Genomic DNA, 23,483 nt, shown 5'->3' on the forward strand with positions numbered 1-23,483 from the left:
ATTATATTTGATTGCTCGTTTCGGCGCTATCCCCTTCTCTCGCTATCGCATTGTTCAGGGGACGCACCTCAACTCACCGCCGCTTCACCACCCCCTAACCGCTTCGCGGTATAGGCGGAGTACTGCGACGGATCTTGATAGGGAACTCACCATGTTGAAATCAATCCGACTCACTTCGACAGACTTTCGCGGCTTACTCAACCCTCGTTTTTTTAAAAACTTCCTCCCCTTTCCCGCCACCAACCAGTCTTACTACGAAGTCGCGACTCCAGATTTCGAGTTACCGGACATCACCAACCAACGTCGCGTTCGCCTGCGGGACTATCGAGGAAAACAGCCGGTCGTTCTGGCATTTACACGGATTTTCACCGAAAAACAATACTGTCCCCTGTGTTTTCCCCACCTCGTCCAACTGAACGAGCAGTACGAAACGTTCCAAGCACTCGGCGTAGAAGTCTTCACGATCGCCAGCATCGACGAGCGCCAAAGTCAGATCGTCGTGCGGGATTTAGGCTTGAAACTCCCTTTGTTGAGCGATTCTGACTGTAACGTCTTTCGGGCGTACCGGGTCGGACAAGCCCTCGGCGCACCGTTACCCGCCCAGTTCGTCTTAGATCGTCAGGGTAAGTTGCGTTACAAACACCTGTTTTCCTTCCTCGAACCGAACGCTCCCACCGAGATGTTGTTAGAAAAAGCCGAGAGCGTGGCAGATTCCCAGGACACGACAAACACCGTAGAAGCCGAGAGAGAACATCCGTCCGAAAATTCCCAGTCCTAGGTTCGATCGCGAAACGGTTGCAGGAGATCGAGAACGACATCGAGGCGAAAATCGTCTACGAGCTCGGTCATCTCGCGAACCAAATCCTCTCGCAGCGCGGCCGTTTCTTCGTCGAGACCGTCTCGGGACACGGCGGCGAGTAACTGACGAACTTGCCCCTCGTCTGCGATCGCCGCTGCGCGATCGAGCTGTTGCACCCAGGAGTGCGGCATCGTGGCGATCGCTTCGAGCGAGCGTTCGGGATCTGAGAGGCTCGATTCGACGGACTCTCCCATCTGTTCGGACTCCTCATAAAGATAGTCTACGTTCAGGTAACGGGCGATCGTGGCAAACAAGACCGTCGCAGTAATCGGTTTGCGAATATATTCGTCACAATCGACGGCGAGGCTGTCGCGGCGTTCCGACTCGAACGCATGGGCTGACGTAGCCAGGATGGGGGTTCGCCGCCGCCGAGGAGAACAGCGTTCGAGGGCGCGAATACGTTTCGTAGCTTCGTATCCATCGATTCGAGGCATTTGTAAATCCATTAAAATCAAATCGGGGGCGTCCTGTTGCCACCGACGAACCGCGACTTCCCCGTCGCAGGCTTCGAGGGTCTCGAATCCCACAGCGGCAAGCCATTGCAACAACAAGAGTCGGTTGTCTGAGGTGTCTTCAGCCACCAAAATTCGATATTTCCGGCAGTGGGGCGCTAAAGCAGAAACGGAACAGCGCGATCGCGAGGCCACCGGAAGTTTTCCGTCGAGGCGGTTTGGCGATCGCCCGTTCTGAGGGTCGCTCGCGCGATCGAAGGCGATCTCGAAGCGAACTCGGGTTCCGCGGCCCAGCTCGCTCGTCAGGGTCATATCTCCCCCCATCAATCGAACGAAACGGCGACTGATGGGCAATCCCAACCCCGTCCCCTGCGGCGATCGCCGTCCGCTTTCGGACTGGACGAACGGCTCGAACACGGCGGCGAGTTCCTCTCGGGCAATACCGCATCCCGTATCGGCCACCTCGAACCCGAGCCGTTCGGACTGTGAGTCGGACGTTTCGCACCACAGGCGCAAGGCGACACCTCCAGTTTCAGTAAACTTAAAAGCGTTTCCGAGGAGGTTCGTGAGAACTTGCTCGAGTTTGCGGCGATCGGTGCGGAGCGAAGACGGTACGTCGGCGGTGCGTTCGATCTCGAAGGCGAGATGTTTCGATCGCGCTTGGAGCGAGAACGTGTCTCGGAGGCGATCGAGAACGACATCGAGATCGAAGGTTTCTAAATCGAGGGTGAGGCGATTGGCTTCGATTTTCGAGATCGAGAGAACGTCGTTAATCAACTCCAGCAGATGCTCGCCGTTGCGATTGATAATATCGAGCCGTTCCCGTTGGCTCGGCGTCGTATCGCCGTCGAGTCGCAGGAGCTGCACGAAGCCGAGAATGGCATTGAGAGGCGTTCGCAGCTCGTGGCTCATATTCGCCAGAAAGGTACTCTTGGCGTGATTGGCAGCCTCGGCCGTGTCCTTGGCCTGTTGCAGAGCCACTTCGACGTGTTTGCGATCGGTAATATCGGTGAGGGTTCCCACAAAGCCCGCCAGTCGGCCGTGGGTGTCGAAGTCCGGCGCCGCCTGACCCCATACCCACACCGTTTGTCCGTCTGGACGCAAAAATCGGTATTCGAGTTGAAAAACGCCGTGAGTGGTCGTCGCGCGCTGCCACGCCTCGAGAACGGCCTCGCGATCGTCGGGATGCAACGCCTCAGACCAGTTCTGACCGAACAGCTCGCTGGTAGAGCGACCTAACATCCTACAGCAGTGTTGGTTGACGTAGCGACAAACACCACGAGGGTCTGCCCTGAAAATACCGACTGGAGAAATTTCAGTGAGGGTCGCGTAGCGGCGTTCGCTTTCGAGTAAGGCGAGATCGGCTAATTTGCGATCGGTGATGTCTTGAACTTGGGCAATGACGTAACGCGGTTGGTTTTGACTGTCTCGAACCAAGGAGACGCTCAGCAGACCCCAGACTAAGCCACCGTCTTTGCGAACGTAGCGTTTTTCGAGATGGTAATAGGCAATTTCGCCGTTGAGGAGTTTTCGGGCATATTGAAGATCGGTGTCGAGATCTGCGGGGGCGCTGACATCCTTCACCGTCAGGGCTTGTAATTCCGTCTCGCTGTAGCCGAGCATTTGGCACAAGGCAGCATTGACTTTGAGGATTTTGTTCTCGGGGGAGACGAGTGCCATGCCCACCGCAGCCGTATCGAAGGCGCTGCGAAACTGTCGTTCGCTCTGACGGAGGGCTGCTTCAGCGCGTTTGCGATCGGTAATATCCCGCGAGATACTGACGAGACAAGACTGTCCGTTGATGTCGCAGCGTTCGGCCGACACTTGAAAGGTTCGGATCTCGCCCGATTTAATCCGCGCGTCGACTTCGAGGAGTTGCAGCGATCCGTCGTTTTCTAATGCTTGCTGTGCTTCGTCGATCCGATCGCACCGCACCACCCATCCTAATTCCGACGTGGTTTTCCCGAGAACTTCTTCTCGACGGTAGCCGTTCGCTCGTAAAAACGCTTCGTTCGCCTCGAGATACCGTCCCTCGGGCCAGGACAAAATGGCAATGCTATCGGGGCTGCTATGAAAAATCTTGGTAAATTTGGCCTCCGACTCTTGAAGTGCCGTTTGCGTCGATTTTAGCGACCGTTGCAGTTGTAAGGCGGTGCGATCGAACGAGGTGGCGAGGTCTCGCAGTTCGGCGATGGGCGTTGCGATCTCGAAGGACTGTTTCCAGTGTCCTTCGGCTAAGGTATGACTGGCTTGTTGGAGTCGTCGCACCGGCCGGGCAATCCAGGTAGCAGTTTGCAGGCCGAGAACGGTGGCGATCGCCCCAGCTAAGACGCACAACGCCACGGTGGTACGGGTGTTTTGTTGGATTTGCGCGATAAAATCCGACTCGGGAACGACGACGACGATCGCCCAATTCAGACCGTATTCGTCGCGGTAGGGCGTAACTCGCACGAAATGGCGTCGGTCGTTCCAAGTCAGTCGGAAGGATTGTTGGGTCGAGATTTCGTCGAAACGGCCGAACTGCCGCACGAGATACCGCGCGGTCGAGCGGGTCAGGGAATCGCGGCTTTGGATGGCTGGAAGTCGCATTAAGTATCCCCTGTCGGTCACGTCGAGATAGGGACGTTCGAGGGTGGAACTCGCGACGAGATTGCCCGAGGATTCGACGACAAACGCTTCTCCCGACGGGGAAAAGTCCAGTTGTTCGAGGAAGTGACTGATTTCTGAGAGGGTTACGTCGGCGGCGAACGTGCCGACGAAGTCGCCCGTTTCGTTGTAGGCTGGGGCGGTTGCGGTGAGTCCGGCCAGGGGAAACGCTTGCCAAGCGAAGATCTCAGTCCATACCTGCTTGTCCAAGGCGATCGCGCTGCGATACCAAGGACGAGAGCGGGGATCGGAACTCGCGATCGAGCGCAGGGGGATAACGCGCTGGCCTCGACTGTCGAGGAGATGTTCGGTACGGGTGTTGAGGTCGGACGAGCGAATTTCGGCCAGACCGATGGTGTTCGGCGGTAAGATCGTGCCGGTCAGGTCGCGGCCGACTCCCAACCATTGCCCGTTCGAGCGGGTGAAGTGAACGCTGGTCACGCGATCGAAGGTCGTGAGTTCGTGCCACAGGTGACGTTCGAGGTCGTCGAGGTCGTCGGGATCGAGATGGCCGTGGCGAATTTGGCGAACGCTGTTGGCGACGATGCGATGGGGATTGTGAAGGTAGGTCTCGAGGCGATCGCGCACTTGCACGGCCACGCGATCGAGCAGTTGTCCGGCTAAGTCTTCGACGGCTCGCCGTCCGTTGCGAAAGGACAAGTACCCCGTCAGACCGACTGTCAGCAGAATTTGGGTGAGAAACGGAACGACGAGAACTGCTCGCAGAGAAACTGAGATCGGTCGTTTCGAGCCGGGGAAAGAGAAGAACGTCAACTTCACGAGTTTAGAACTATGTCGAACGGCTCTCTAAGTTGGGCGATCGTGCTGCGACAAGGCTTGAACGGAACTCCTTAATATAATAACGAGCCGACTGTCAAGAAATCATGTTGTGTCCTCGCCAAACGAGCGGCAGAGAATTGCACCGCTCGAGACAAGCCAGGATAATAGGACAGATCGGGACGTTTCGCGACAACTATCGTGCAGCTCAAACAAGTTATCATCGCCCACAAAGCAGGCGACGCCACGAGCAAACGCTGGGCTGAAGATTGTGCCAAGCAGCTCGAGCGTCGCGGCTGTCATGTTTTACTGGGGCCTAGCGGTCCCAAGGATAACCCCTATCCGGTATTTTTAGCCTCTTCGACGCAAAAAATCGATCTGGGCATCGTACTGGGGGGAGACGGTACGGCGTTGACGGCCGCCCGCCATTTATCGCCGGAAGGAATTCCCGTTTTGGCGGTGAACGTCGGCGGACATTTAGGGTTTTTGACCGAACCCCTCGAGATTTTTCAAGATACGGAGGGGGTTTGGGATCGTCTCAGCGAAGATCGATTCGCCTTACAACGTCGCATGATGTTGCAGGCGGCGATTTACGAGGGCGATCGCTCCAATCAAGACCCCGTCAGCGATCGCTATTTGGCACTCAACGAAATGTGTATCAAACCCGCTGCGATCGATCGAATGCTCACGTCGATCTTAGAAATGGAAATCGACGGCGAAATCGTCGATCAATATCAGGGGGACGGTCTGCTCGTGGCGACGCCCACGGGTTCGACTTGTTATACGCTGTCTGCTAACGGTCCGATCGTCCATCCCGGTATGAACGCGATCGCCGTCACCCCGATTTGTCCTTTGAGTTTGTCGAGTCGTCCCCTCGTCCTTCCTCCGGGTTCGGTCGTCAGTATCTGGCCGCTAGAAGACCGGGATTTGAACACGAAACTCTGGATGGACGGCGCTCTCGCGACGGCGATCTGGCCCGGACAGCGCGTTGACGTGCGTATGGCCGACTGTATGGCACAGTTCGTCATTCTACGAGAAGACTATTCTTACTTCGGGACGTTACGAGACAAACTGCTTTGGGCTGGCGCTCGCATTCACTACAACAACAACCACCGCAACTGAACGATGCGCGATCGCCCCGAATGGCTACACCGCAGAGGTTAGCTACGCGAGGGTTCGGTCGATGCCGTTTCTTCCTCTTCCGTGTACTGGTTTCCCGGTAACTCCAAGCAATACCCCGCTCCGTACACCGTTTTGATGTACTTGGGATGGCGGGGATCGGGTTCCATTTTCGTCCTCAGATGTCGGATGTGAACGCGAATGGTTTCGATGTCGTCGTCGGGATCGTAGCCCCAGACTTCTTTGAGGATGGCACTTGGAGAGACCGTTTGACCGTGACGCTGTAGCAAACAGTGCAGTAACTCGAACTCTAAATGAGTCAGTTTGACGGTTTTATCGAACCAGATGGCCTCGAACCGTTCTGGAACTAGCGTCAGCGGTCCGTAGTTGAGGATTTCCGTGTGTTTGGCGGCCTGGGGAATGCGATCGGTTCGTCGCAACAGCGCCCGCACCCTCGCCAACATCTCCTCGATTTCAAAGGGTTTGGTCATGTAGTCGTCAGCACCAGCGTTAAAACCTTCGACTTTTTCCTGGGTTTGTCCGAGAGCCGTCAACATCAAAATGGGAATGTCAGCCGTGCGCTCGTCTCGGCGAAGCCGTTGACAAACCGTGAATCCATCGACTTTAGGGAGCATCAAGTCCAACACGATGAGATCGGGGACGAGCTGCATGGCTAGCGCTTGTGCTTTCACACCGTCCTTAGCTTGGCTGACTTCGTAGCCCGCCATTTCCAGGTTAATGGCGACGAGTTCCGAAATTGAAGGGTCATCGTCGATAACGAGTATCCGAGGCATCATTAATCAATGTTTACGAGCGGGTGTGTGAAAGATTCGCAGGTGCGATCGCGTCGTCGTCTGACTGTCGGTTCGGCCGACTGTACTACGAACTCGCTTTTGTAAAGGTTCTTCGCGAACTGTTACGCCAACTGTTACTGAATGCGAAGAATCCTGTACTGATTATAGGCAACCATTCTCACTTCGTAACGAGACTCGTGAGAATTTTAAATTTTTCCAAACTTTTTTAACTCAGCTTCACCATTGCCTCGAAACTAAGTCACGGGTTCGGGGGTCGGACTCAGCCGTCCTCCAGATACCGAGAGAATCTGCGAGGCGTGCAGCCACTGAGCGTCGAACGCGCCGAGGTGCGTGGTGGAAATCAGGGTTTGGAAACGATCTTCGATGGTTTCGAGCAGTTGGTTCTGTCGGTTGAGGTCGAGTTCGGCGAGTACGTCGTCGAGAAGCAGTACGGGGGGTTCTCCCACAACGTCCTCGATCAGTTGCAATTCGGCCAGTTTCAAGGCTAGGACGAGGGTTCGTTGCTGTCCTTGGGAGCCGTACTGTCGTGCGGGGGTGCGATCGATCGCTAAATATACTTCGTCTCGATGCGGTCCGACGAGGGTACTCCCTTGATGGAGTTCGGGAACGGCGCGATCGCGCAGCTGGGTTAGAAAATCCCGACGAACGGCTTCTGCATCGTTAAAATTGGCAATATCGCGAACGTGAGGTGCGTATTCAACGGATAATACTTCGGTTTGTCCGCTAATGTTGCGATGCCACTCTTGCGCGAGGGGAGCCAACCGTCGCACGGCTCGCCAGCGCCGCCGCATCACTTTCGCCCCCGCCGTCGCCAGTTGCAAGTCGAACACCGATCGCATGGCCTCGAATTCCGCGCCTCCTTTTCCTTTCATCTGTTTGAGAAAGGCGTTACGCTGGCGCAAAATTTGTCCGTATTCCCGCAACAAATGGGCGTAAACTGGTTCGAGCTGAATCACCAATCCATCGAGCCAGCGGCGGCGATCGTCCGGGGAACCGCGTACTAAATCTAAGTCGAGACTAGAAAATTCTACGACGTTGAGCAGTCCGAGAAAATCCACTTGTCGCCGACAGGTTTCGCTGTTGACAGACACCGTTCGCCGTCCCGATCGCCGTAAAATGACATCTAATTCAACTTCCCCCGTGATACGTTCTAACGTTCCACTGACTCGTCCGATCGGTTCTTCGTCTCGGACTAATTCGCGATCGCTGTTGGCTCGCTGACTTTTTAATGTCGATAATAACGCCACACTTTCTAATAGGTTCGATTTTCCTTGGGCGTTATTTCCGACTAAAATCGTCTTCGGCGCACCAAAGGTAACGCAGGTTTCTTGGTAGTTGCGAAACTGTTGTAAATGTAGCGTTTTTAAATACATCGAAGCAATTGATAGTTAATAATTGATAATTGATAACGTTCGATCGTAATGAGGGACTTTATTGTTCGGTGGAGGGCGGTGGGTGACGTGGGAGTTATCTCGACCGGATTTCGGCGCGATGTTTTTGTCCGCCCTGTTTCGGTGGGCGCGGTGCGTGACGCGGTAATCACATTTACCGGATTTCGGCGCGATGTTTTTGTCCGCGTCACGGCACCCTACGATTGTCTTCTCCATTTTTCGGTGGGCGCGGTGCGTGACGCGGTAATCACATTTACCGGATTTCGGCGCGATGTTTTTGTCCGCGTCACGGCACCCTACGATTGTCTTCTCCATTTTTCGGTGGGGCGCGGTGCGTGACGCGGTAATTACATTTACCGGATTTCGGCGCGATGTTTTTGTCCGCGTCTCGGCACCCTACGATTGTCTCCTTCACCTCATTCCATCATCCCATCATCACCCCATCACCTCGTCACCGAAATATCTCGGGAACCCGCTGGCGTAGAGCTTCATTTAACTCGGGAAGACGGGAACGCATTTCGAGATACCAATCGTACCGTTCTCGGTAGTGTTGGGAGAGTAGGCGGTTGTCGCGAACCCAGCGATAGGCGTTGTTCGCCATTTGACGACGCCACGGGGTATCTTGCAGTAAGCGGCGGAGTTTCGTCTCGAACTCGGGTAGAGAATTGTACAACAATCCGGTTTCGCCATCGACGATCGATCGCGCGTACACCGTCGGACTGGCTAAGACGGTGACGCCGTGGCTGGCGCATTCGATGAACTTCAAATCCGATTTCATGCTGTTGAATTCGGTGGGGTTGAGGGGAAGCAACGCCACGTCACAGGCTCTGAGCAATTCGTGGTAGCGATCGTAAGCGCAAGTCGGCTCGAAGTCTTTATGGGACGTTTGTAAGGCGTTAAAAAACCATTTGTCGTGAATCACCTGCACCCGCACGCGATCGCCGAATTCGGTTAAGACGCGATTGACGACATCGATGAGGGGTTGCCAGTCGGCTTCACGGTTCAACGCTCCGAAAAAGAGCCTGACGGTTCCGTCGTCGGCATACTGGCGAGGCGGTGGAATTTCGGGAAGTTGGTTCCGAAAGATTTTGACGTAGGGGTTGAACTGACGCAGAAATTCGGCGAGGGGTTCGGTGGAGGTTTGGATGCAGTGACAGCTACGGTAGGTGATGAAATCCTGTTCGATATGTTCGGGCCAAAATCGCGGATCGTCGTCGATTTCTACGACGATGAGATAGCCGTGGTCGATGAGACGCTTTTGTTTGGGGGGGGCTTCGTCTTTGTGCAATCGCGTCCGCTGCCAGATAAAGACTTTTTCTTCTTCGGGCAAGGCGATGTTTAAGCTGGCGTTGTACATTTTGGAGACGGGGCGCACGCCGGGAACGGTTCGCAGCAAGCGATCGGGTTGGTACACGCGCACGCGATCGCTCGCCATGGTCGAAATCATCAGGGTTTGGACGAGTAGCCGTTTGAGGGGTTGGGTGAGTTTGAGGCTGCGGACGATGTAGGCGGCGGTTTCGCTGCGTTTGGCAAATTGGGCGCGATCGATCTGGTAAACGTCTAAAATCGAGGCGAGTTGGGTTTGGAGCTGTTGCGCCTCTTTGCTGCTGTCGCGACAGCGTTCCATCTCGAAAATATGCAGGTGGGCGGCGGCGAAGACTTTTTTTATCGTCGCTACGTCGAAGGCGTTGATGCTGTTTCCGGCGAAACGATCGAGAATTTGTTGCCAGTGGTTGGGGTTGGGAATGCTGGCGAGGAGTTGTCCGTTGTCTTTGAGCCACGATCGCGCGAGTTTGAGGAGTCTCACGGCATCGACGACATTGGCGAGGTTGGCGGAGAACACGACGCAATCGACGGAGTTGGGGGGAATTTCCAGGCGATCGAGTTGGGAATACGGCACTAACACGGCGCGATCGAGCCGCGATTTTGCCGCTTCGACCGCTTCGGCGTTTTCGTCGATGCCAATATAGGTACAGTGAGGGTTGATGCGCTTGTAGCGCACGCCGAACGCCCCGCGATCGCATCCCAGTTCGACGATGGTTTTCGCGTCGCCGGGAACCAAATACAGCAGTTGTTCGTTGACGTTCCCTTCTGCTTCAGAGAGCGGTGTCGGTTGGGGCGTTGAGGGATCGCTCGGAGCGGACGGGAGACCTGAAGAGTTGTCGAGGGTTTCCACGACGGCGGGATGTTGCCGCAGGCCGAGGCGATCGAACTCCGCTTGATGTTTTTGAAAGATAAGTTGACGAATTTTCTTCTTTTTTAAATCTCCGCCTCGCTGATTAAAGTGGTCGGAAACACTGTCTTTTCTTATATTATAATAAAGTCGAGTGCTTGCTACTCGTTTTCCTATAAAACCGTTCAGTGCCATCGACATAAATAGATCGTAATCTTCTAACAGTGGAAATCGAGGATCGAAGCCCCCTACAGCATCGAAAGATCGACGAGAAATTAAAGAACAAATATTAATAAACGGTGCCTGTAGAAGTAAGTCTAGCGACCACTCCTTACCCTCGATCGTCCGTTGAGCATCTCCAAACAAAACCATCGGTGTATAAATCGGAGAAGTGGTTTCAGAGAGTGATTCCGCCGTATCGACTAATTTTTCAATAAAATCGCGATCGAAATAATTGTCACAATCGAGCGGTAAAATATATTTTCCTTTAGAGATAGAAATGGCGACGTTCCTCGCCGCTGCTGCACCGATATGTTTGGGAGATTTGACGAAGGTGAATTTAAACTCTGCTTGTAGCTGTTGTAAATACGCCGAACTTCCGTCCGTGGAGGCATCGTCGATGACGATATGTTCGATATTGGGATACGTCGAAGTTTTGACGCAGACTAAAGCACGTCGAATAAAGGATTTGCCGTTATAGCACGGCGTAATAACACTCACCAACGGATAAGACATCGTTTTGCGATCGCTCGTCATGATTTACTTTAGGATACGACGAGCGAATCGGGAGCAGGGGGACATCTCACTTTTGTAAAAATATGAGTCTGGGGTAGTCTGGGGTAGGTTGCCGCAGCTCGATCGGGGACTCAAGCTTGCCTCCGATCGATTTAGATTTTTGAGATGCACCCAGCAGGGGGGCTTTTTCGGCGAAGAAGCCCCCTGCTCTCTTTAAATACTCAATCATCGTCGAGAGGAATTCCAAAACGGACTTTGCCTTTTCCAAAGTAGCGGCCGAATTGGAGTTCGTACACCTCGTCTTCGTCTTGGGTTTCGACTTCGAGATCCGATCGCGGATAGCTCACGCATAACAGCGCGTATCCCTTATCTCGCAGCTCGGGGGATAGTCCGATCGCTTCGGGTTGGTAGACTTCTCCAGATACGATCCGCACGGCACAGCTCGTACAAGCACCGTTGCGACAGGAAAACGGCAACTCCGCTCCTTGATTTTCGGCGGACTGGAGAATGTAGCGGTTTTCGGGAACGCGAACGCAATAGTGTTTTCCGGTCTGGCGGTGGTGAATGCGAACTTCGTAAGTGCGAGTCATAGTTTAAAAAACGCTCGAGGCAAAATGCGATCGCAACTGGGGGCGATCGAAGTGTCCTTTATTGAGAGTACGACAAATCTGAGGCTCGGGACAACTCGTCCCCTTCGAGACATTTTAGAAAAATTTTGGAAAAAATCGCGCGATCGCTTCCCACTCGCCGAAAATTTTGTTATGATGGTAAAGCTGCAAAACTAAATAATCCCATCTTGGAGAGGTGGCCGAGCGGTTTAAGGCGCAGCACTGGAAATGCTGTTTAGGGGCAACTCTAACGAGGGTTCGAATCCCTCCCTCTCCGCTTTGTAGGGTGTGTGACGCAGAGCAAACAATTTTGCCGAAGTCAGGTCAACGCTGTTGCCGCGTCACGCACCTTTTACAGTGAACAGTGAACAGTGGGTTAGTTCACTGTTTGTTAGTTGACAGTTAAGGCGCACTCTAGGGTGCGCCTTTTGTCATTTCGTTGGGGAATCGTGGGGAGGTTGCAGGTCACGGCTCTACAGCTTCTCACCATCCCCTCATTTCATCACTGGTGACTGGCGACTGGCGACTGGCGACTGTCTTCATCCCCTCATCTCATCATCTCTTGTTTTCGGAGGGCGAGGGCATCTCGGGCTTGTTCGCGATCGTCGAAATGGACTTTTTCCGTGCCGAGAATTTGATAGTCTTCGTGTCCTTTGCCCGCAATTACGACGCCGTCGCCGGGTTGGGCTTGTAAAATAGCATGGCGGATGGCTTCGGCGCGATCGGGAAGGACTAAGGGATCGATCGCCTCGGGAATGCCTTCGAGAACGTCCGAGATAATGCGATCGGGGTCTTCTGTGCGCGGGTTGTCCGAAGTGACGACGGCCACATCCGAGAGTCGCGCGGCAATTTCTCCCATAATCGGACGTTTCGTGCGATCGCGATCGCCCCCGCAACCGAACACGCAAATCAATCGCCCCGGAACGAACGGTCGCACTGCGTGAAGCAAGTTTTCTAAACTGTCCGGCGTGTGGGCGTAGTCCACAATGACGCTGATATCCTGATTTAACCCGGTTTGAACTCGCTCCATCCGCCCCGGAACGCCGATAAATTTCGGGAGTGCTGCCGCAATTTGCGATAAATCCAAGCCTAAATGTAACGCAGCCCCCACCGCTGCCATCATATTTTCGATATTGTACTGACCCACCAACGGCAACTCGAACGCCGTCTCGCCAACTGGGGTGTGCAGCGTTCCCGCCACGCCATCGGGATTGTAACTGAGGTTATCGACGTAAAAATCGGCAGAATCGTCCTCGCTGCTGTACGTCCAAAGCCGTTCTGCGGGAATTTGCTGCGACAGCAGTTCTCCATAAGGATCGCCGATATTGACGATGGCGCGACCTTTAAGATACTGCGGCGAGAACAGCAACGCCTTCGCCGCGAAATAGTCGTCCATGTCCTTGTGATAGTCCAGGTGATCCTGAGTCAAATTCGTAAACACCGCCACCTGAAACTCGCACTCGAGAACCCGTGACTGGGCTAAAGCGTGGGAACTCACCTCCATAACTGCATATTCGGCTTCGGCATCTCGCGCCTGCGCCAGTTGTCCCTGTAAATCGATCGGAAACGGCGTCGTATGAACGGCAACTTTCTCGAAACCCGGCCAGCGTGCGTAAAGGGTTCCCAGCAGTGCGGTCGGTTTATGCGCCTCTCGCAGTAAAAACTCGATAAGGTGGGTGGTGGTGGTTTTGCCGTTGGTTCCCGTAACGCCCACTAAGTCGAGAGTTTTGCCAGGGTGGTTGTAGAAGCAACTGGCGAGGTTGGCACAGGCGACAGTGACGTCGGGAACGGCGACGACACATTCGTTGTTTTGGGGGGGATATTTTTTCGCCGCCTCCTCCGAGACGATCGCGGCGACTGCACCGCCGTCGAGTGCGCCTTGCCAGAACTCACCGCCATCGACGCGGGTTCCCGGCATTCCAATAAATAAATCTCCCGACTGGCAAGCGTGGGAGTTGGTCGAAAGTCCTTTAATTTCGCTGTCTAAGGCAGGATGTTCGGGAATTGCAGGTTGCGGGGAAATCGCCCCGAGGAGTTCTCGCAGTTTCATAAAGCTGTCCTCGCACCGGAGGGGTTTCGTTCGGTTTTAACCAGAGATCTGAGTATATTTCTGTAGCATTTGCTCCAATTGTGCGACGTTCGATCGCGGGGAGGGACGAGGAAGTTGACGTTCGACGCCGGACTCGTCCACCCAAAATAACACGGGAATTTCGTATTGATAGGCGTGAAACCAGTCGTCGCGGGTGGTAATGTCGCGAGGTTCGACGGTGAGGTTATCGATTTGAACGAGTTTTTCGTGAAGTCCTTCGCACAGGTGACAGCCCGGTTTGCTGTAGAGAATGAGATTCATGGATAATGTGGAATGGCGATCGATCCGTTTGCAGATCTGTGTTATTGTGCCACAGACTGTTCGGCGATCGACAAACGATACGGAATCCGAATCTCAACGCTTCGACTCCGCTCGGACTCAAATACTGGTTTGGCTCGGGTGCATCTCAGTTTTGCAAAAACATGAGAATTGGAGGCTGAAATCCTTATTCTCTCGTATAGATTTACATTTTTGAGATGTACCCTTTGGCTCGACCCGCCAAGCCCCTCTCTGTGTCTGGTGTGGTGAAGACTTCTTGAAACCCAGCTTATCAGAAAATAATGGAGTATGAGATCCGAGCAGCAAGGTTTTATCGAGCTACGATCGCGAAGTCATCAAAGCTAAAATAGAGTTTGAAAAATAGCGAATTTTCGATCGCATAAAATGCTAATCGATTCACTCATTTTAGATTTTCAAACAAACGCGATCGCCGCGTTCGATTCGATCGCTTTACAGAGAACGAACCGATGGCGATCGCTGTGGTTTGCGCGATCGCCGCACACCGATTCCGATCGCACCGACAGCCAACAAACCCAACACAGAACCGGGTTCGGGGACGGACTCAGGAAGGAAAACTAAACCCGCCGGAACCGACAACTGGCCGTTCGTATTGCTCGCATCGAGAACAATTCCAGCAAACGCTCCCGTCGTACTGTCGTACTTCAAAACGCGATCGACCGGATCTTCATCCACACTCAAAAAATTAGAGCTGCTGACATAGAGAAAACCGTCCGTTCCAAACGTCAAATTAAACGGACCGTTCAGGGGACTGTTAGAACTCGACGCATCGCCAAAAATGCCTAAAAATTCACCGCTGACGCCGTCGTACTTCAAAATTTCGTCGCTCAGATAACTCGTGACGTAAAGATTGCCATCAGGGCCGAAAGTCAAACCGGTCGGATTGTCGAGTCCGCTGGCGATATTGGACGCCTCGCCAAAGGTTCCTAAAAAAGCTCCCGTCACGCCGTCGTATCTTAAAATCTCGTCCGTGGCAAAACTGCTCACGTAAAGATTTCCGTCCAGACCGAAGGTTAAGTTATCGGGATTTCCCAATCCGCTTCCGAGGGTGGACGCCTCCCCAAAAATGCCTAAGAATTCCCCCGTGATTCCGTTGTACTGGAGAACTTCGTTACTCCCAAAGCTGCTGACATAAAGGTTCCCGTCCAAACCAAACGTCAAACCCACAGGACTTACCAATCCGCTGTTGGCGTTAGATGCGTCCCCGAACGTTCCGAGAAATTCTCCCGTCGTTCCGTCGTACTTTAGAACTTCTGACGAGATAAAGCTAGTGAGGTAAAGATTGCCATCGGGGCCGACCGTCAAACCATCGGGGCCGAGCAGTCCACTGTCTGTAAGATTGGCTTGGCCGAACGTTCCTAGGAATTCTCCCGTGGTTTCGTCGTAGCTCAACACGCGATCGCTGCCAAAACTACTCACTAATAAAATCGCTTGAGCTTTGGACGCGATTAAACTGACGGCGGCGAACCCGATCGCCCACCCTAGAGTTCGACCGAGTCGCGTTCCAACTGCTGGCTGTTCGAGGGTTCGGAGCGGACGAACCCCGACGTTGCTAAAATCAGTCTGAGTTTTCAATACTGGCATAATTTCAGATGGGTCAAAATAGTTAGCGACACTGAGCGTAAGTGACCTTCTTTTCGCACGGTTCGATTTGAAAGTCCCTCGCTTGAGTTCTCAGGGAACGAGTGGCAACGTTTGGCTGACAACCTCAGCCTCTTCTGTCCGAGCTTGTCGTTTTCCTCGCGTTCTCGTTCCCATACCGTCGGACAGAAAAGAGTCGGCGCTCGGCTCGAGACTCTCGAGAGTCACTCCCGGCTCTATTTTCTCGTAAACTGCAACAGGCGAGGGTGCGTGTTTTTTGGGAGAGGGTGCAGAATACAGGGTGAAGACAGAGCAACCGTTTCGTTTTCCTCCTCTTTATTCTGACTCGCTCCGTTCTCCGTGAGTTCCGGGTCCTGTACGGGAAAGTCCGTCCTCGACCTGATTTTCCTTAAACCTGCCGTTTTCAACTCTGTGAACTATGCAGCGATCGATTTCGCTTTCTCTTTCCAACATCTTGTTGATTGCGGCGGTAGTGCTGCTCGTATTCCTGTTGTGGCAGCTCCAAAGCCTGATCGTCATCTTGATGATTTCGGTGGTTCTCGCCGCCTCGATCGTGCCAGTCGTAGACTTCTGCGAGCGCCTTCTGCGTCTGCCGCGATGGTTGGCGACGATTTTGGCCTATTTCGGTCTGATCGCGATCGTCACGGGTGTCGTTTTAATTATCGGGCCGCCAGTTTTCGACCAAATCGAACGGTTAGCTCGTCAACTTCCCAAGTTTTCTGAAGACGTCTTGACGCTGATCGAATCGACGGTTATCCGAGTAACCGACGCACGGCCGGAACTGCTTCTCGAACTGTTCGACGCTCAATCGATTACCGGTTGGGTGATTCGATCGTCCCAACAACTGGTTTTGCGGTCTTACGGCATTACGCGGGGCATTCTCGGGGCAGCTTTCAGCCTGATTTTGGCGCTGTTTATCTCGGGTTACATGGTGGCCGATAGCAAAACGTTAGTTCGCAGTATCGTGCAACTGTTTCCCCAACCCTGGGAAGACCGCCTCGCGGCTCAAACCTCTATTGTCAGCCAACGGATGGGGGGATACATTCGCGGACGACTCCTCGTTTCGACAATTTTGGCCGTGACCACATCGGCTGGATTGACAGTTCTCGGGTTGCAAGATTTCGCGTTGGGTTTGGGAGCGATCGCCGGTGTCACGAACCTGATCCCGTTTCTCGGACCGATTCTCGGTGCGATTCCGGCTTTAATCGTCGCCCTTTCTCAAGGGGGTTGGCTCGTATTGTGGGTGTTGATTCTGTTCGCCATCATTCAGAATTTAGAAACCTACGTTCTCGATCCGTTATTAGTCGGAACGTCTGTCGGCGTTCATCCGTTATTTCAACTTTTGTCTGTTCTCGGTGGCGCTCAAGTATTGGGAATTATCGGGGCGCTCATCGTTCCACCCTGGTTTGCTGGGGCGTCGGCGCTCGTGGAAAACCTCTATTTGCGACCGAAACAAATTGCTCAGGCACAACAGGAAAGCGAGGCGTTGACGGTCATCGCCCAACCCGCGCGATCGCCTAAAAGTTAGGGAAGATGATGAGAATTTCACCCTTAGCGGTGCAGAAAACTTTTCGCGATCGGGGATTGACAAAACACATAAAATATGTATCGAGACTCAAGCCAGATCCCCGGCATCTCCAAGATGCCAGGGATCTCCAGCAGCAATTTACTCACCGCCGTAACTAAACTGTGCGAAGCTCAATTCGTTGATGCTGTTCCAACGGTAAACTGCCTCGCGGAAGGCATTCCAATTCTCATACACTTCCTTAAACGTCGAGTTTTCTCGAGCATTTTGTTCGTATAACTCGAAAGCGACTTTCTTCGCTTCAGTCATAATTTCTTGGCTGTATGCCGTTAAAATTGTGCCGCCTTCAATTAATTCTGCTAAGGCTTGTTGATTGAGGGTGTCGTACTGAGCTAACATCGTCGTGTTGGCTTCGACAGTCGCCGCCTTAAATACCTCTTGATATTCTGTCGGCAACCGATCCCACTGCGATCGATTCACGAATACATCTAGCGTTGCGCCGGGTTCCCACCAGCCGGGATAATAATAGTATCGAGCGGCTTCGTGGAGTCCTAATTTTTTATCGTCGTAAGGACCGACCCATTCCGCCGCATCGATCGCCCCCCGTTCTAATGCCAAAAACACTTCCGAACCGGGTAGCACCTGCACGTTGACTCCTAGGGCTGACATAATTTTGCCCCCCAATCCGGGAATCCGCATCTTCAACCCGTTTAAGTCGCTGAGAGTTTTGACTTCCTGTTTAAACCACCCTCCCATCTGAGTTCCGGTATTGCCAGCGGGGAAGTTGATGACGTTGAAATCGGCGTAAATGTTTTGCATTGCCTCTAAACCGCCTCCTTCGTACAGCCAAGCGTTCTGTTGCTGGGCGTTCAAACCGAAAGGCATCGCCGTGGCGAATCCCAAGGCGGAATTTTTACCGATGTAGTAATAACTCGCCGAATGTCCGCATTCGACAGAACCCGACTGAACCGCGTCGAGAACCTGCAAGGCGGGAACCAATTCTCCAGCGGCGTAGGGGGTGATGGTGAAGCGTCCGTCAGTCATTTCGCTGACGCGGCGAGAAATAGTTTTTGCCCCGCCGTAAATGGTATCGAGAGAGGGCGGCCAACTCGTCGCCATACGCCAGTCAATGCGAGGGAGCGATGTGGCATCGACAGCGGGCCCGGAACTTTGAGTGCAGGCGGCGAGGACGGTAGCACTGGCGGTTCCGATGCCAGCTTGCGTGACGAACTTACGACGTTTCATGGGGGAATTTGGCGGTATATTGGCGTTGAATTGGCAAGATTTCTGTAGTTTACGTCACATTGAGGCGAGAGTTGACGATCGCACAACGCTATCTCAAAACTTTGTTGGGTTTGGAGAGCGGGTGCGTCGCCGCGAGGCTGTAATCTTCGCGATCGCGACTTAAATGGGGGCTGTAACAGGGGTCGTTGTCGAGATACTTCGCCCATTGGTGTTTCATATCATCGATTTCCTGTTTGAAGCGAATTTGTTTCTCGCGGGTGTCTTCGTGGCCGCGACTCTTGGATTCGTAGTGGTATAGGATCGCGTGGGGCAAACAAACGTTGCGGTAGCCGCGATCGATCAGTTTCAAACAGAAATCTACATCGTTAAAGGCGATCGCCAACCGTTCCTCAAATCCTCCTACTTCCTCAAATACCTCTCGACGACACATCAAACAGGCCGCCGTCACCGCCGAATAGTTGTTCACCGTCTGTAACTGGGCGAAATAGCCGATCGCATCTTTGGGATAAGTTTTGTGACTGTGACCGGCCACGCCGCCAATCCCCAACACCACCCCGGCGTGTTGGATGGTATTGTCGGGATAGAGCAGCGTCGCCCCCACCGCCCCAACAGACGGACGTTGCGCCTGTTCCACCATCGCCTCTATCCAATCTTCCGTTACGACTTCCGTGTCGTTGTTGAGAAACAGTAAATAGTCTCCCTGGGCTTTAGACGCGGCGAAATTGTTCAGTTGAGAATAGTTAAACGGAATATCTAATGGTTCGACGCGGAAGCGATGGGGTTGACGTTGACGCCACTTCTCGAATAACTGATGGGTTTGCGCTTCCACACTTCCGTTGTCCACCACGATGACCTCGTAATCGGCGTACGTGGTTTTCTGGAAAATCGAAGTCAAACAGGTATCGAGAACGCTGGCTAAATCCTTCGTCGGGATAATAATGCTGACTTTCCCCGGTCTTTGGATGTTGTAGCGCACGATCCAATGACCGCTGTTCGTGGGTTTGACGATACCCGGTTCTCCCCGTCGCTGCAAACTCTCCGTAATCGCTTTAGCGGCGGCTTCGGCGGCGTAAGACTTGCTGGCGAGGCGACTGGCGGTCGATTCCGGGTGACTGCGCCAGTGGTAGAGAATTTTAGGAATGTGGAAGATGCGATCGCTCTTTTCAGTAAAGCGCAACACTAAATCGTAATCCTGCGCCCCTTCAAACCCGACGCGGAACCCGCCAATTTCCTCGAGGATGCTGCGGCGGTAAACCCCCAAATGACAGGTGTACATTCGCGAGAGGAAGGAATCGGGACACCAATCCGGTTTGAAAAAGGGATCGCGCAGTTGGTTGTGTTCGTCTACCTTGTCCTCGTCCGAATACACCATATCTGCGTCGCGGTGGCGGTTGAGGAGGCGAACCACCTCGTACAGCGCGTCTGGCGTCATCAGATCGTCGTGATCCATCAACGCGACGAATTCCCCGGAAGCTAAGTCTAACGCCGTGTTGGAGGCGCGGGAAATATGGCCGTTTTCCGTGCGGTAGGCCACTCTAACTCGGGCGTCGAGCGTGACGTATTTATCGAGGGTTTGGCGCACGTGGGGGACGGTGGAGGCGTCGTCGGCGATGCAGAGTTCCCAGTGGGGATACACTTGATCGAGAACTGAGGCGATCGCCTGTTCCAAGTAGTTCGCCGGGGTGTTATAAACGGGCATGACGATGCTAATCGTCGGCTGAAACTCTAACGTTTCCAAGTCTTCGGCCATCCGTTCTAAATCCGACGGACGGGGGTAATGTTGGCTCAACCACCACTGATAGGGATTGTCTTCGGGAACCGGAGGCGTCGCGGCTGGCGGAAGGGGAACTGCGGCGGGAGTCTCTTCTTTCAACAGCCCCAATTTCCGCATCACGGGGGTTTTTACCTTAAACCACTGCACCCGCAGTTTCCAGAACTTCGTATCCTCCATCGCCGCGATGGTTTCTTGATGGCGGTGGAGTTCCCCTTGGAAGTGGACTTGTAGGGCTTGGATTTGTTGTTGTGCGGCGATGAGTTCTTTTTGAAGCCGTTCGTTAGCCGCCGCCGAGTTTTCCTTGACGGCGTCGAGTTCGGTTTGCGTCGCCTCTAAGGTTTGCAACGTCTCGAACAGTTGTTGGTGGAGTCGTTGGTTTTCGTCGCGGAGATCTTTGGCTTCGGCTTGGGTGCGTTTTAACTCCGCCTCGGTGGGAAACAGTTGCGATTGCAGTTGTGCGATTTCCAGGTTGGCGTGGTGGAGTTCGCTTTGGAACTGTAGGGATTCAGTTTTGTGGGTTTCGACTTCGGCGTTCAGTTCGTCGGTTTCCGCCTTCAACTCTTCGACGCGCAGTCGTTCGGCGAGGAGTTCGCTGTCTTTTTTGGCGAAAATGCTGGGAAAGTTGGTGACGTACAGCGTCAGATGTTTGGTGCAAAGATAGTGCATCAGTCGCTGTCGGTTGTCGGGGATGTTGCAGCGACTGACCATCGAATCGCGGCGGAAGCGATACTCGAAGAGGACTTCTGGGATATGGTGGAATTTCCAACCCCGTTCGGCCGCACTCAGCCACAGATCCCAATCTTCGTACCCCATTTTTTCGGGGATGTCGGAGTCGTAGCCGCCGCAGTCTTCCCAAAGGGTTTTGCGGACGACGGCGCAAGCGTCGATGTAATTCCCCACGGCGAGGAGGTTGATATCGAAATCGGGGATTTTCCAGACGCCAGTTTTGTCGCCGATGTACTCGCAATCGCCGTAGACGACGCCGAGTTGGGGGTCGCGATCGCCCAGCGCGATCGCCTGCGTGATATAGTTCGGCTTAATCTTATTGTCCGCGTCCAAGGGCAGCACGTAACGCCCTCGCGCCAGACGAAATCCGGTATTTCTGGCTTCGGCGAGTCCCCGGTTTTCGGGATGGTCGATAACCCGAAACCCTCGCTGTTTCAGGTAGTCGAGAACCTTTAAGGTACGGGAGTCCGTGGACGCATCGTTAATAATGAGAATTTCGTAAACTGGCTCTTGACAGCTTTGAACGCTGGCGATCGCCTCGAGAATATATTCCCCTTGGTTGTAACAGGGAATCACCACCGACACGGCGATATTGGCGTCCTCGGGTTCCGCAACTCCCTTCACTTCGGGAAGTTTCGCCGCCACAGCCAGCGGTAACGGCGTTTGCATCTGAGTCACAGCGAACGGTTGGCTAATATTTTCCGAAGAACTGGCGACTGGCGACTGGCGACTGGTGACTGAAGGAATCTCCGCCGCGCGATCGAGTTCCCTCAACCACATCCAATGACGGGAGGCGCGAGTGCGGATGCTTTCCGCGAAAGGATGGTTCCAATTTAGGGTTTGTAAGAGGTTGGAATCGTAAATTTCGGCGACTTTTTCCGCCGTCAAGGGACTATCGAGTTCTAGATTTAACTTGGTTTGTAGCAGTTCGCCGAAACGTTCGGGTTGGGTTAATGCCGTGTTAGTGTGGACTAAAAGACACTGTTGGAAATGGCGTTTGTAAAAGTCGAGAACGTGACGGTTGTAATACGACCAAATTCGTAACGCCCAGTCGGGTTTATTGGCGAAAACTGGGGCGTTGAGACGGGCGATCGAGTCGGCGACATCCCAAGGATAGCGGTAGACGAAGAGATATTTTGCGTCGGGGATTAATTCGTGCCAAAAGTCCAACATCAACGCGGTTCTCGGGTCTTTCCATCCCCAAATTTTTTCTGTTCTTTGGCGAGATTCGATGAGGTTTAACGCCGTTTTTTTATAGCGATCGAACTGGGAGCGATCGAGCCGTTCGCTTACCGTCCATCCCCAATCCGACCAGCCCTCTTCCCCTTCTATGCAAGAGGTTTGCAAAATCGATCGTTGAAATTCGAGAAATTCTTTATCTTCAAAATAGCCGTGACGGTTGAGATCGTCGGCTTCTAATAATTCGTCGCCGATGTGAACGCCCACTGTTTGAATCAGAGACGCCATTAGGGACGTTCCCGAGCGGTGCATTCCGGTGACGATGAGAGTTTGGTTCATGGAGCAGGGGAGAGGGGGAGAGGGGGAGAGGAAATTGCCTTATTGTCTCATCGGTTTTGTTCGATCGACGAGTTTTTTGAAATTTGAAAACTTCAAGTCAATTTTATTAACATTAAATTTGATTCTTGTCAATAATTTATGGCACGAATCGAGGTCGAAAATTGACGTTCGAGGTGTTTTGGTAAGGGATTAAACGTCAGCCAAATCGGTCGTTTTTAGAGAAATCGATCGATTTTTGACGGCGATAAAGGTGGAGCGATCGGCTTGTTTGCGCGATCGCAGTTCGACGTACTTCGGTACGACGGGCAGGTGACACTCGTAGACTGAGGCAAACCCCACGTCATTCAATAAACCGTACAGTGACGGGCGCGTCAACCAGGTACTCTCTTCGTTGCCGATCGATCCCCAAGCGGTATGGTCTTCGGTGTACGATCGCCCTTGGTAGGTTCGCCCTTGGTATTCGTAGGTTCGATCGGCGGTTTGGCTGACGTGGGTGTCGAAAATTGCCAGCCTGGAACACACCTCGGCGATGTTCTCTGCAAAGCGAAACACGTCCGGGGCGTCGAGGTGATAGAAAATCCCGATACAGAGGACTATATCGAAGCTACCGTATTTCTCCCGCGACAGGTTCCGCACGTCGTCGCAGTGAAACTTGATGTTCTCGAGTCCCAACGTCTCTCGGACGAATCGGGCTTTGGCGAGGTTGCTCTCTCGTCCCTCGATTCCCACCACGTTCGCCCCCTGCATCGCCAGTTCCAAGCCGTAAAGCCCTTCTAAACAAGCTAAATCCAAGACTCGCAGGTTTGAGAAGTCGTCTCCGCAAAAATCCGAGACGATTTGCAAAAACCGCTTTAACTTCACTTCCGCCCCGGACGGCGACGCCCCCATCGTGTAAAGGTTGGGGGCGAGGCGGACGTTATGATTCGTCCAGGGGCCGAACTCTTCGACAATGGCCTTGAGGCGTTCTTCGGTGGCTTGAATATCCATTTTGTATTATTTTCGACCTGTTCTGTTGGTGTCGGTGTACCTTGGCGGTGCGCCTCTTTCAGGGAAGAGTTAAGAGTCTAGAGTGAACAGTTAAAGAGGAATTCCCACTCTACACTCTTCCCTCTGCACTCTACACTGATAAACA

General features: G+C 53.4%; 14 protein-coding genes and 1 tRNA gene. 4 read left to right on the forward strand and 11 right to left on the reverse strand.

Annotated features, from left to right (window positions below; all coding sequences use genetic code 11):
* The first annotated feature begins 151 nt into the window (after positions 1 to 151).
* Positions 152 to 778, forward strand: coding sequence for a peroxiredoxin family protein (locus POG22_RS15715; RefSeq protein ID WP_063715488.1), 627 nt, complete (start codon positions 152 to 154; stop codon positions 776 to 778).
* Here POG22_RS15715 and POG22_RS15720 read toward each other — a convergent pair.
* Complete coding sequence (locus POG22_RS15720) at positions 775 to 4,737, reverse strand: PAS domain S-box protein (RefSeq protein ID WP_498906303.1); 3,963 nt, start codon at positions 4,735 to 4,737, stop codon at positions 775 to 777. The genes POG22_RS15715 and POG22_RS15720 overlap by 4 nt on opposite strands.
* A gap of 198 nt (positions 4,738 to 4,935) precedes the next feature.
* Between POG22_RS15720 and POG22_RS15725 the strand changes: the two genes are divergently transcribed.
* Positions 4,936 to 5,856 carry an NAD(+) kinase gene (locus POG22_RS15725; protein WP_063715481.1) on the forward strand — a complete coding sequence of 307 codons (921 nt, stop codon included), beginning with the start codon at positions 4,936 to 4,938 and terminating at the stop codon, positions 5,854 to 5,856.
* 38 nt (positions 5,857 to 5,894) lie between these two features.
* Here the strand turns inward: POG22_RS15725 and rpaA are convergent, their stop codons facing one another.
* The 4 genes from rpaA to POG22_RS15745 form a co-directional block, all read right to left on the reverse strand.
* Positions 5,895 to 6,647, reverse strand: coding sequence for a two component system response regulator RpaA (gene rpaA, locus POG22_RS15730; RefSeq protein WP_017660393.1), 753 nt, complete (start codon positions 6,645 to 6,647; stop codon positions 5,895 to 5,897).
* Positions 6,648 to 6,901: 254 nt separating this feature from the next.
* Positions 6,902 to 8,041: a DNA replication/repair protein RecF gene (gene recF, locus POG22_RS15735; RefSeq protein ID WP_063715480.1), complete on the reverse strand. Its 1,140-nt coding sequence runs from the start codon at positions 8,039 to 8,041 to the stop codon at positions 6,902 to 6,904.
* Between the two features lie 469 nt (positions 8,042 to 8,510).
* Positions 8,511 to 10,967, reverse strand: a complete 2,457-nt coding sequence (locus POG22_RS15740; RefSeq protein ID WP_498906306.1) for a glycosyltransferase — start codon at positions 10,965 to 10,967, stop codon at positions 8,511 to 8,513.
* A 221-nt stretch (positions 10,968 to 11,188) separates the two neighbouring features.
* Positions 11,189 to 11,557 (reverse strand): 2Fe-2S iron-sulfur cluster-binding protein, encoded by a 369-nt coding sequence (locus POG22_RS15745; RefSeq protein WP_498906307.1) that lies wholly within the window; start codon positions 11,555 to 11,557, stop codon positions 11,189 to 11,191.
* A 208-nt stretch (positions 11,558 to 11,765) separates the two neighbouring features.
* Between POG22_RS15745 and POG22_RS15750 the strand changes: the two genes are divergently transcribed.
* A tRNA-Ser gene (locus POG22_RS15750) sits at positions 11,766 to 11,852 on the forward strand.
* A 270-nt stretch (positions 11,853 to 12,122) separates the two neighbouring features.
* On the opposite strand, the gene POG22_RS15755 is transcribed toward POG22_RS15750, so the two are convergent.
* The 3 genes from POG22_RS15755 to POG22_RS15765 all read right to left on the reverse strand — a co-directional run bounded on the left by POG22_RS15755 (position 12,123) and on the right by POG22_RS15765 (position 15,545).
* Positions 12,123 to 13,625 carry a UDP-N-acetylmuramoyl-L-alanyl-D-glutamate--2,6-diaminopimelate ligase gene (locus tag POG22_RS15755; RefSeq protein ID WP_498906309.1) on the reverse strand — a complete coding sequence of 501 codons (1,503 nt, stop codon included), beginning with the start codon at positions 13,623 to 13,625 and terminating at the stop codon, positions 12,123 to 12,125.
* Positions 13,626 to 13,661: 36 nt separating this feature from the next.
* Positions 13,662 to 13,925, reverse strand: a complete 264-nt coding sequence (locus POG22_RS15760; protein ID WP_063715478.1) for a glutaredoxin family protein — start codon at positions 13,923 to 13,925, stop codon at positions 13,662 to 13,664.
* 468 nt (positions 13,926 to 14,393) lie between these two features.
* The gene (locus tag POG22_RS15765) at positions 14,394 to 15,545 is read right to left on the reverse strand and encodes a PEP-CTERM sorting domain-containing protein (protein WP_498906311.1); all 1,152 of its coding nucleotides are present in this window, start codon (positions 15,543 to 15,545) and stop codon (positions 14,394 to 14,396) included.
* A gap of 436 nt (positions 15,546 to 15,981) precedes the next feature.
* Here POG22_RS15765 and POG22_RS15770 point away from each other — a divergent pair, with 436 nt between their 5' ends.
* A complete protein-coding gene (locus tag POG22_RS15770; RefSeq protein ID WP_063715476.1) occupies positions 15,982 to 17,091 on the forward strand; it encodes an AI-2E family transporter in 1,110 nt (369 codons plus the stop codon).
* A 138-nt stretch (positions 17,092 to 17,229) separates the two neighbouring features.
* On the opposite strand, the gene POG22_RS15775 is transcribed toward POG22_RS15770, so the two are convergent.
* From POG22_RS15775 to POG22_RS15785, 3 genes are all read right to left on the reverse strand, one after another.
* The gene (locus tag POG22_RS15775) at positions 17,230 to 18,333 is read right to left on the reverse strand and encodes a TRAP transporter substrate-binding protein (RefSeq protein ID WP_063715475.1); all 1,104 of its coding nucleotides are present in this window, start codon (positions 18,331 to 18,333) and stop codon (positions 17,230 to 17,232) included.
* An 88-nt stretch (positions 18,334 to 18,421) separates the two neighbouring features.
* Positions 18,422 to 22,351 carry a glycosyltransferase gene (locus tag POG22_RS15780; RefSeq protein ID WP_498906313.1) on the reverse strand — a complete coding sequence of 1,310 codons (3,930 nt, stop codon included), beginning with the start codon at positions 22,349 to 22,351 and terminating at the stop codon, positions 18,422 to 18,424.
* A 189-nt stretch (positions 22,352 to 22,540) separates the two neighbouring features.
* Entirely contained in the window at positions 22,541 to 23,338 is a 798-nt protein-coding gene (locus tag POG22_RS15785) for a class I SAM-dependent methyltransferase (RefSeq protein WP_498906315.1), read from the reverse strand.
* Positions 23,339 to 23,483: the final 145 nt, after the last annotated feature.

Origin of the sequence: Geitlerinema sp. CS-897, from assembly GCF_028368005.1 — a bacterium.
Lineage (GTDB): Bacteria > Cyanobacteriota > Cyanobacteriia > Cyanobacteriales > Geitlerinemataceae > Baaleninema > Baaleninema simplex.

Bases quoted from the DNA above. Each gene is read 5' to 3' on its own strand.
- recF (WP_063715480.1), bottom strand. From the start codon at position 8,041: ATGTATTTAAAAACGCTACATTTACAACAGTTTCGCAACTACCAAGAA.
- POG22_RS15770 (WP_063715476.1), top strand. From the start codon at position 15,982: ATGCAGCGATCGATTTCGCTTTCTCTTTCCAACATCTTGTTGATTGCG.
- POG22_RS15765 (WP_498906311.1), bottom strand. From the start codon at position 15,545: ATGCCAGTATTGAAAACTCAGACTGATTTTAGCAACGTCGGGGTTCGT.
- POG22_RS15715 (WP_063715488.1), top strand. From the start codon at position 152: ATGTTGAAATCAATCCGACTCACTTCGACAGACTTTCGCGGCTTACTC.
- POG22_RS15760 (WP_063715478.1), bottom strand. From the start codon at position 13,925: ATGAATCTCATTCTCTACAGCAAACCGGGCTGTCACCTGTGCGAAGGA.
- rpaA (WP_017660393.1), bottom strand. From the start codon at position 6,647: ATGCCTCGGATACTCGTTATCGACGATGACCCTTCAATTTCGGAACTC.
- POG22_RS15780 (WP_498906313.1), bottom strand. From the start codon at position 22,351: ATGAACCAAACTCTCATCGTCACCGGAATGCACCGCTCGGGAACGTCC.
- POG22_RS15775 (WP_063715475.1), bottom strand. From the start codon at position 18,333: ATGAAACGTCGTAAGTTCGTCACGCAAGCTGGCATCGGAACCGCCAGT.
- POG22_RS15755 (WP_498906309.1), bottom strand. From the start codon at position 13,625: ATGAAACTGCGAGAACTCCTCGGGGCGATTTCCCCGCAACCTGCAATT.
- POG22_RS15740 (WP_498906306.1), bottom strand. From the start codon at position 10,967: ATGTCTTATCCGTTGGTGAGTGTTATTACGCCGTGCTATAACGGCAAA.
- POG22_RS15745 (WP_498906307.1), bottom strand. From the start codon at position 11,557: ATGACTCGCACTTACGAAGTTCGCATTCACCACCGCCAGACCGGAAAA.
- POG22_RS15785 (WP_498906315.1), bottom strand. From the start codon at position 23,338: ATGGATATTCAAGCCACCGAAGAACGCCTCAAGGCCATTGTCGAAGAG.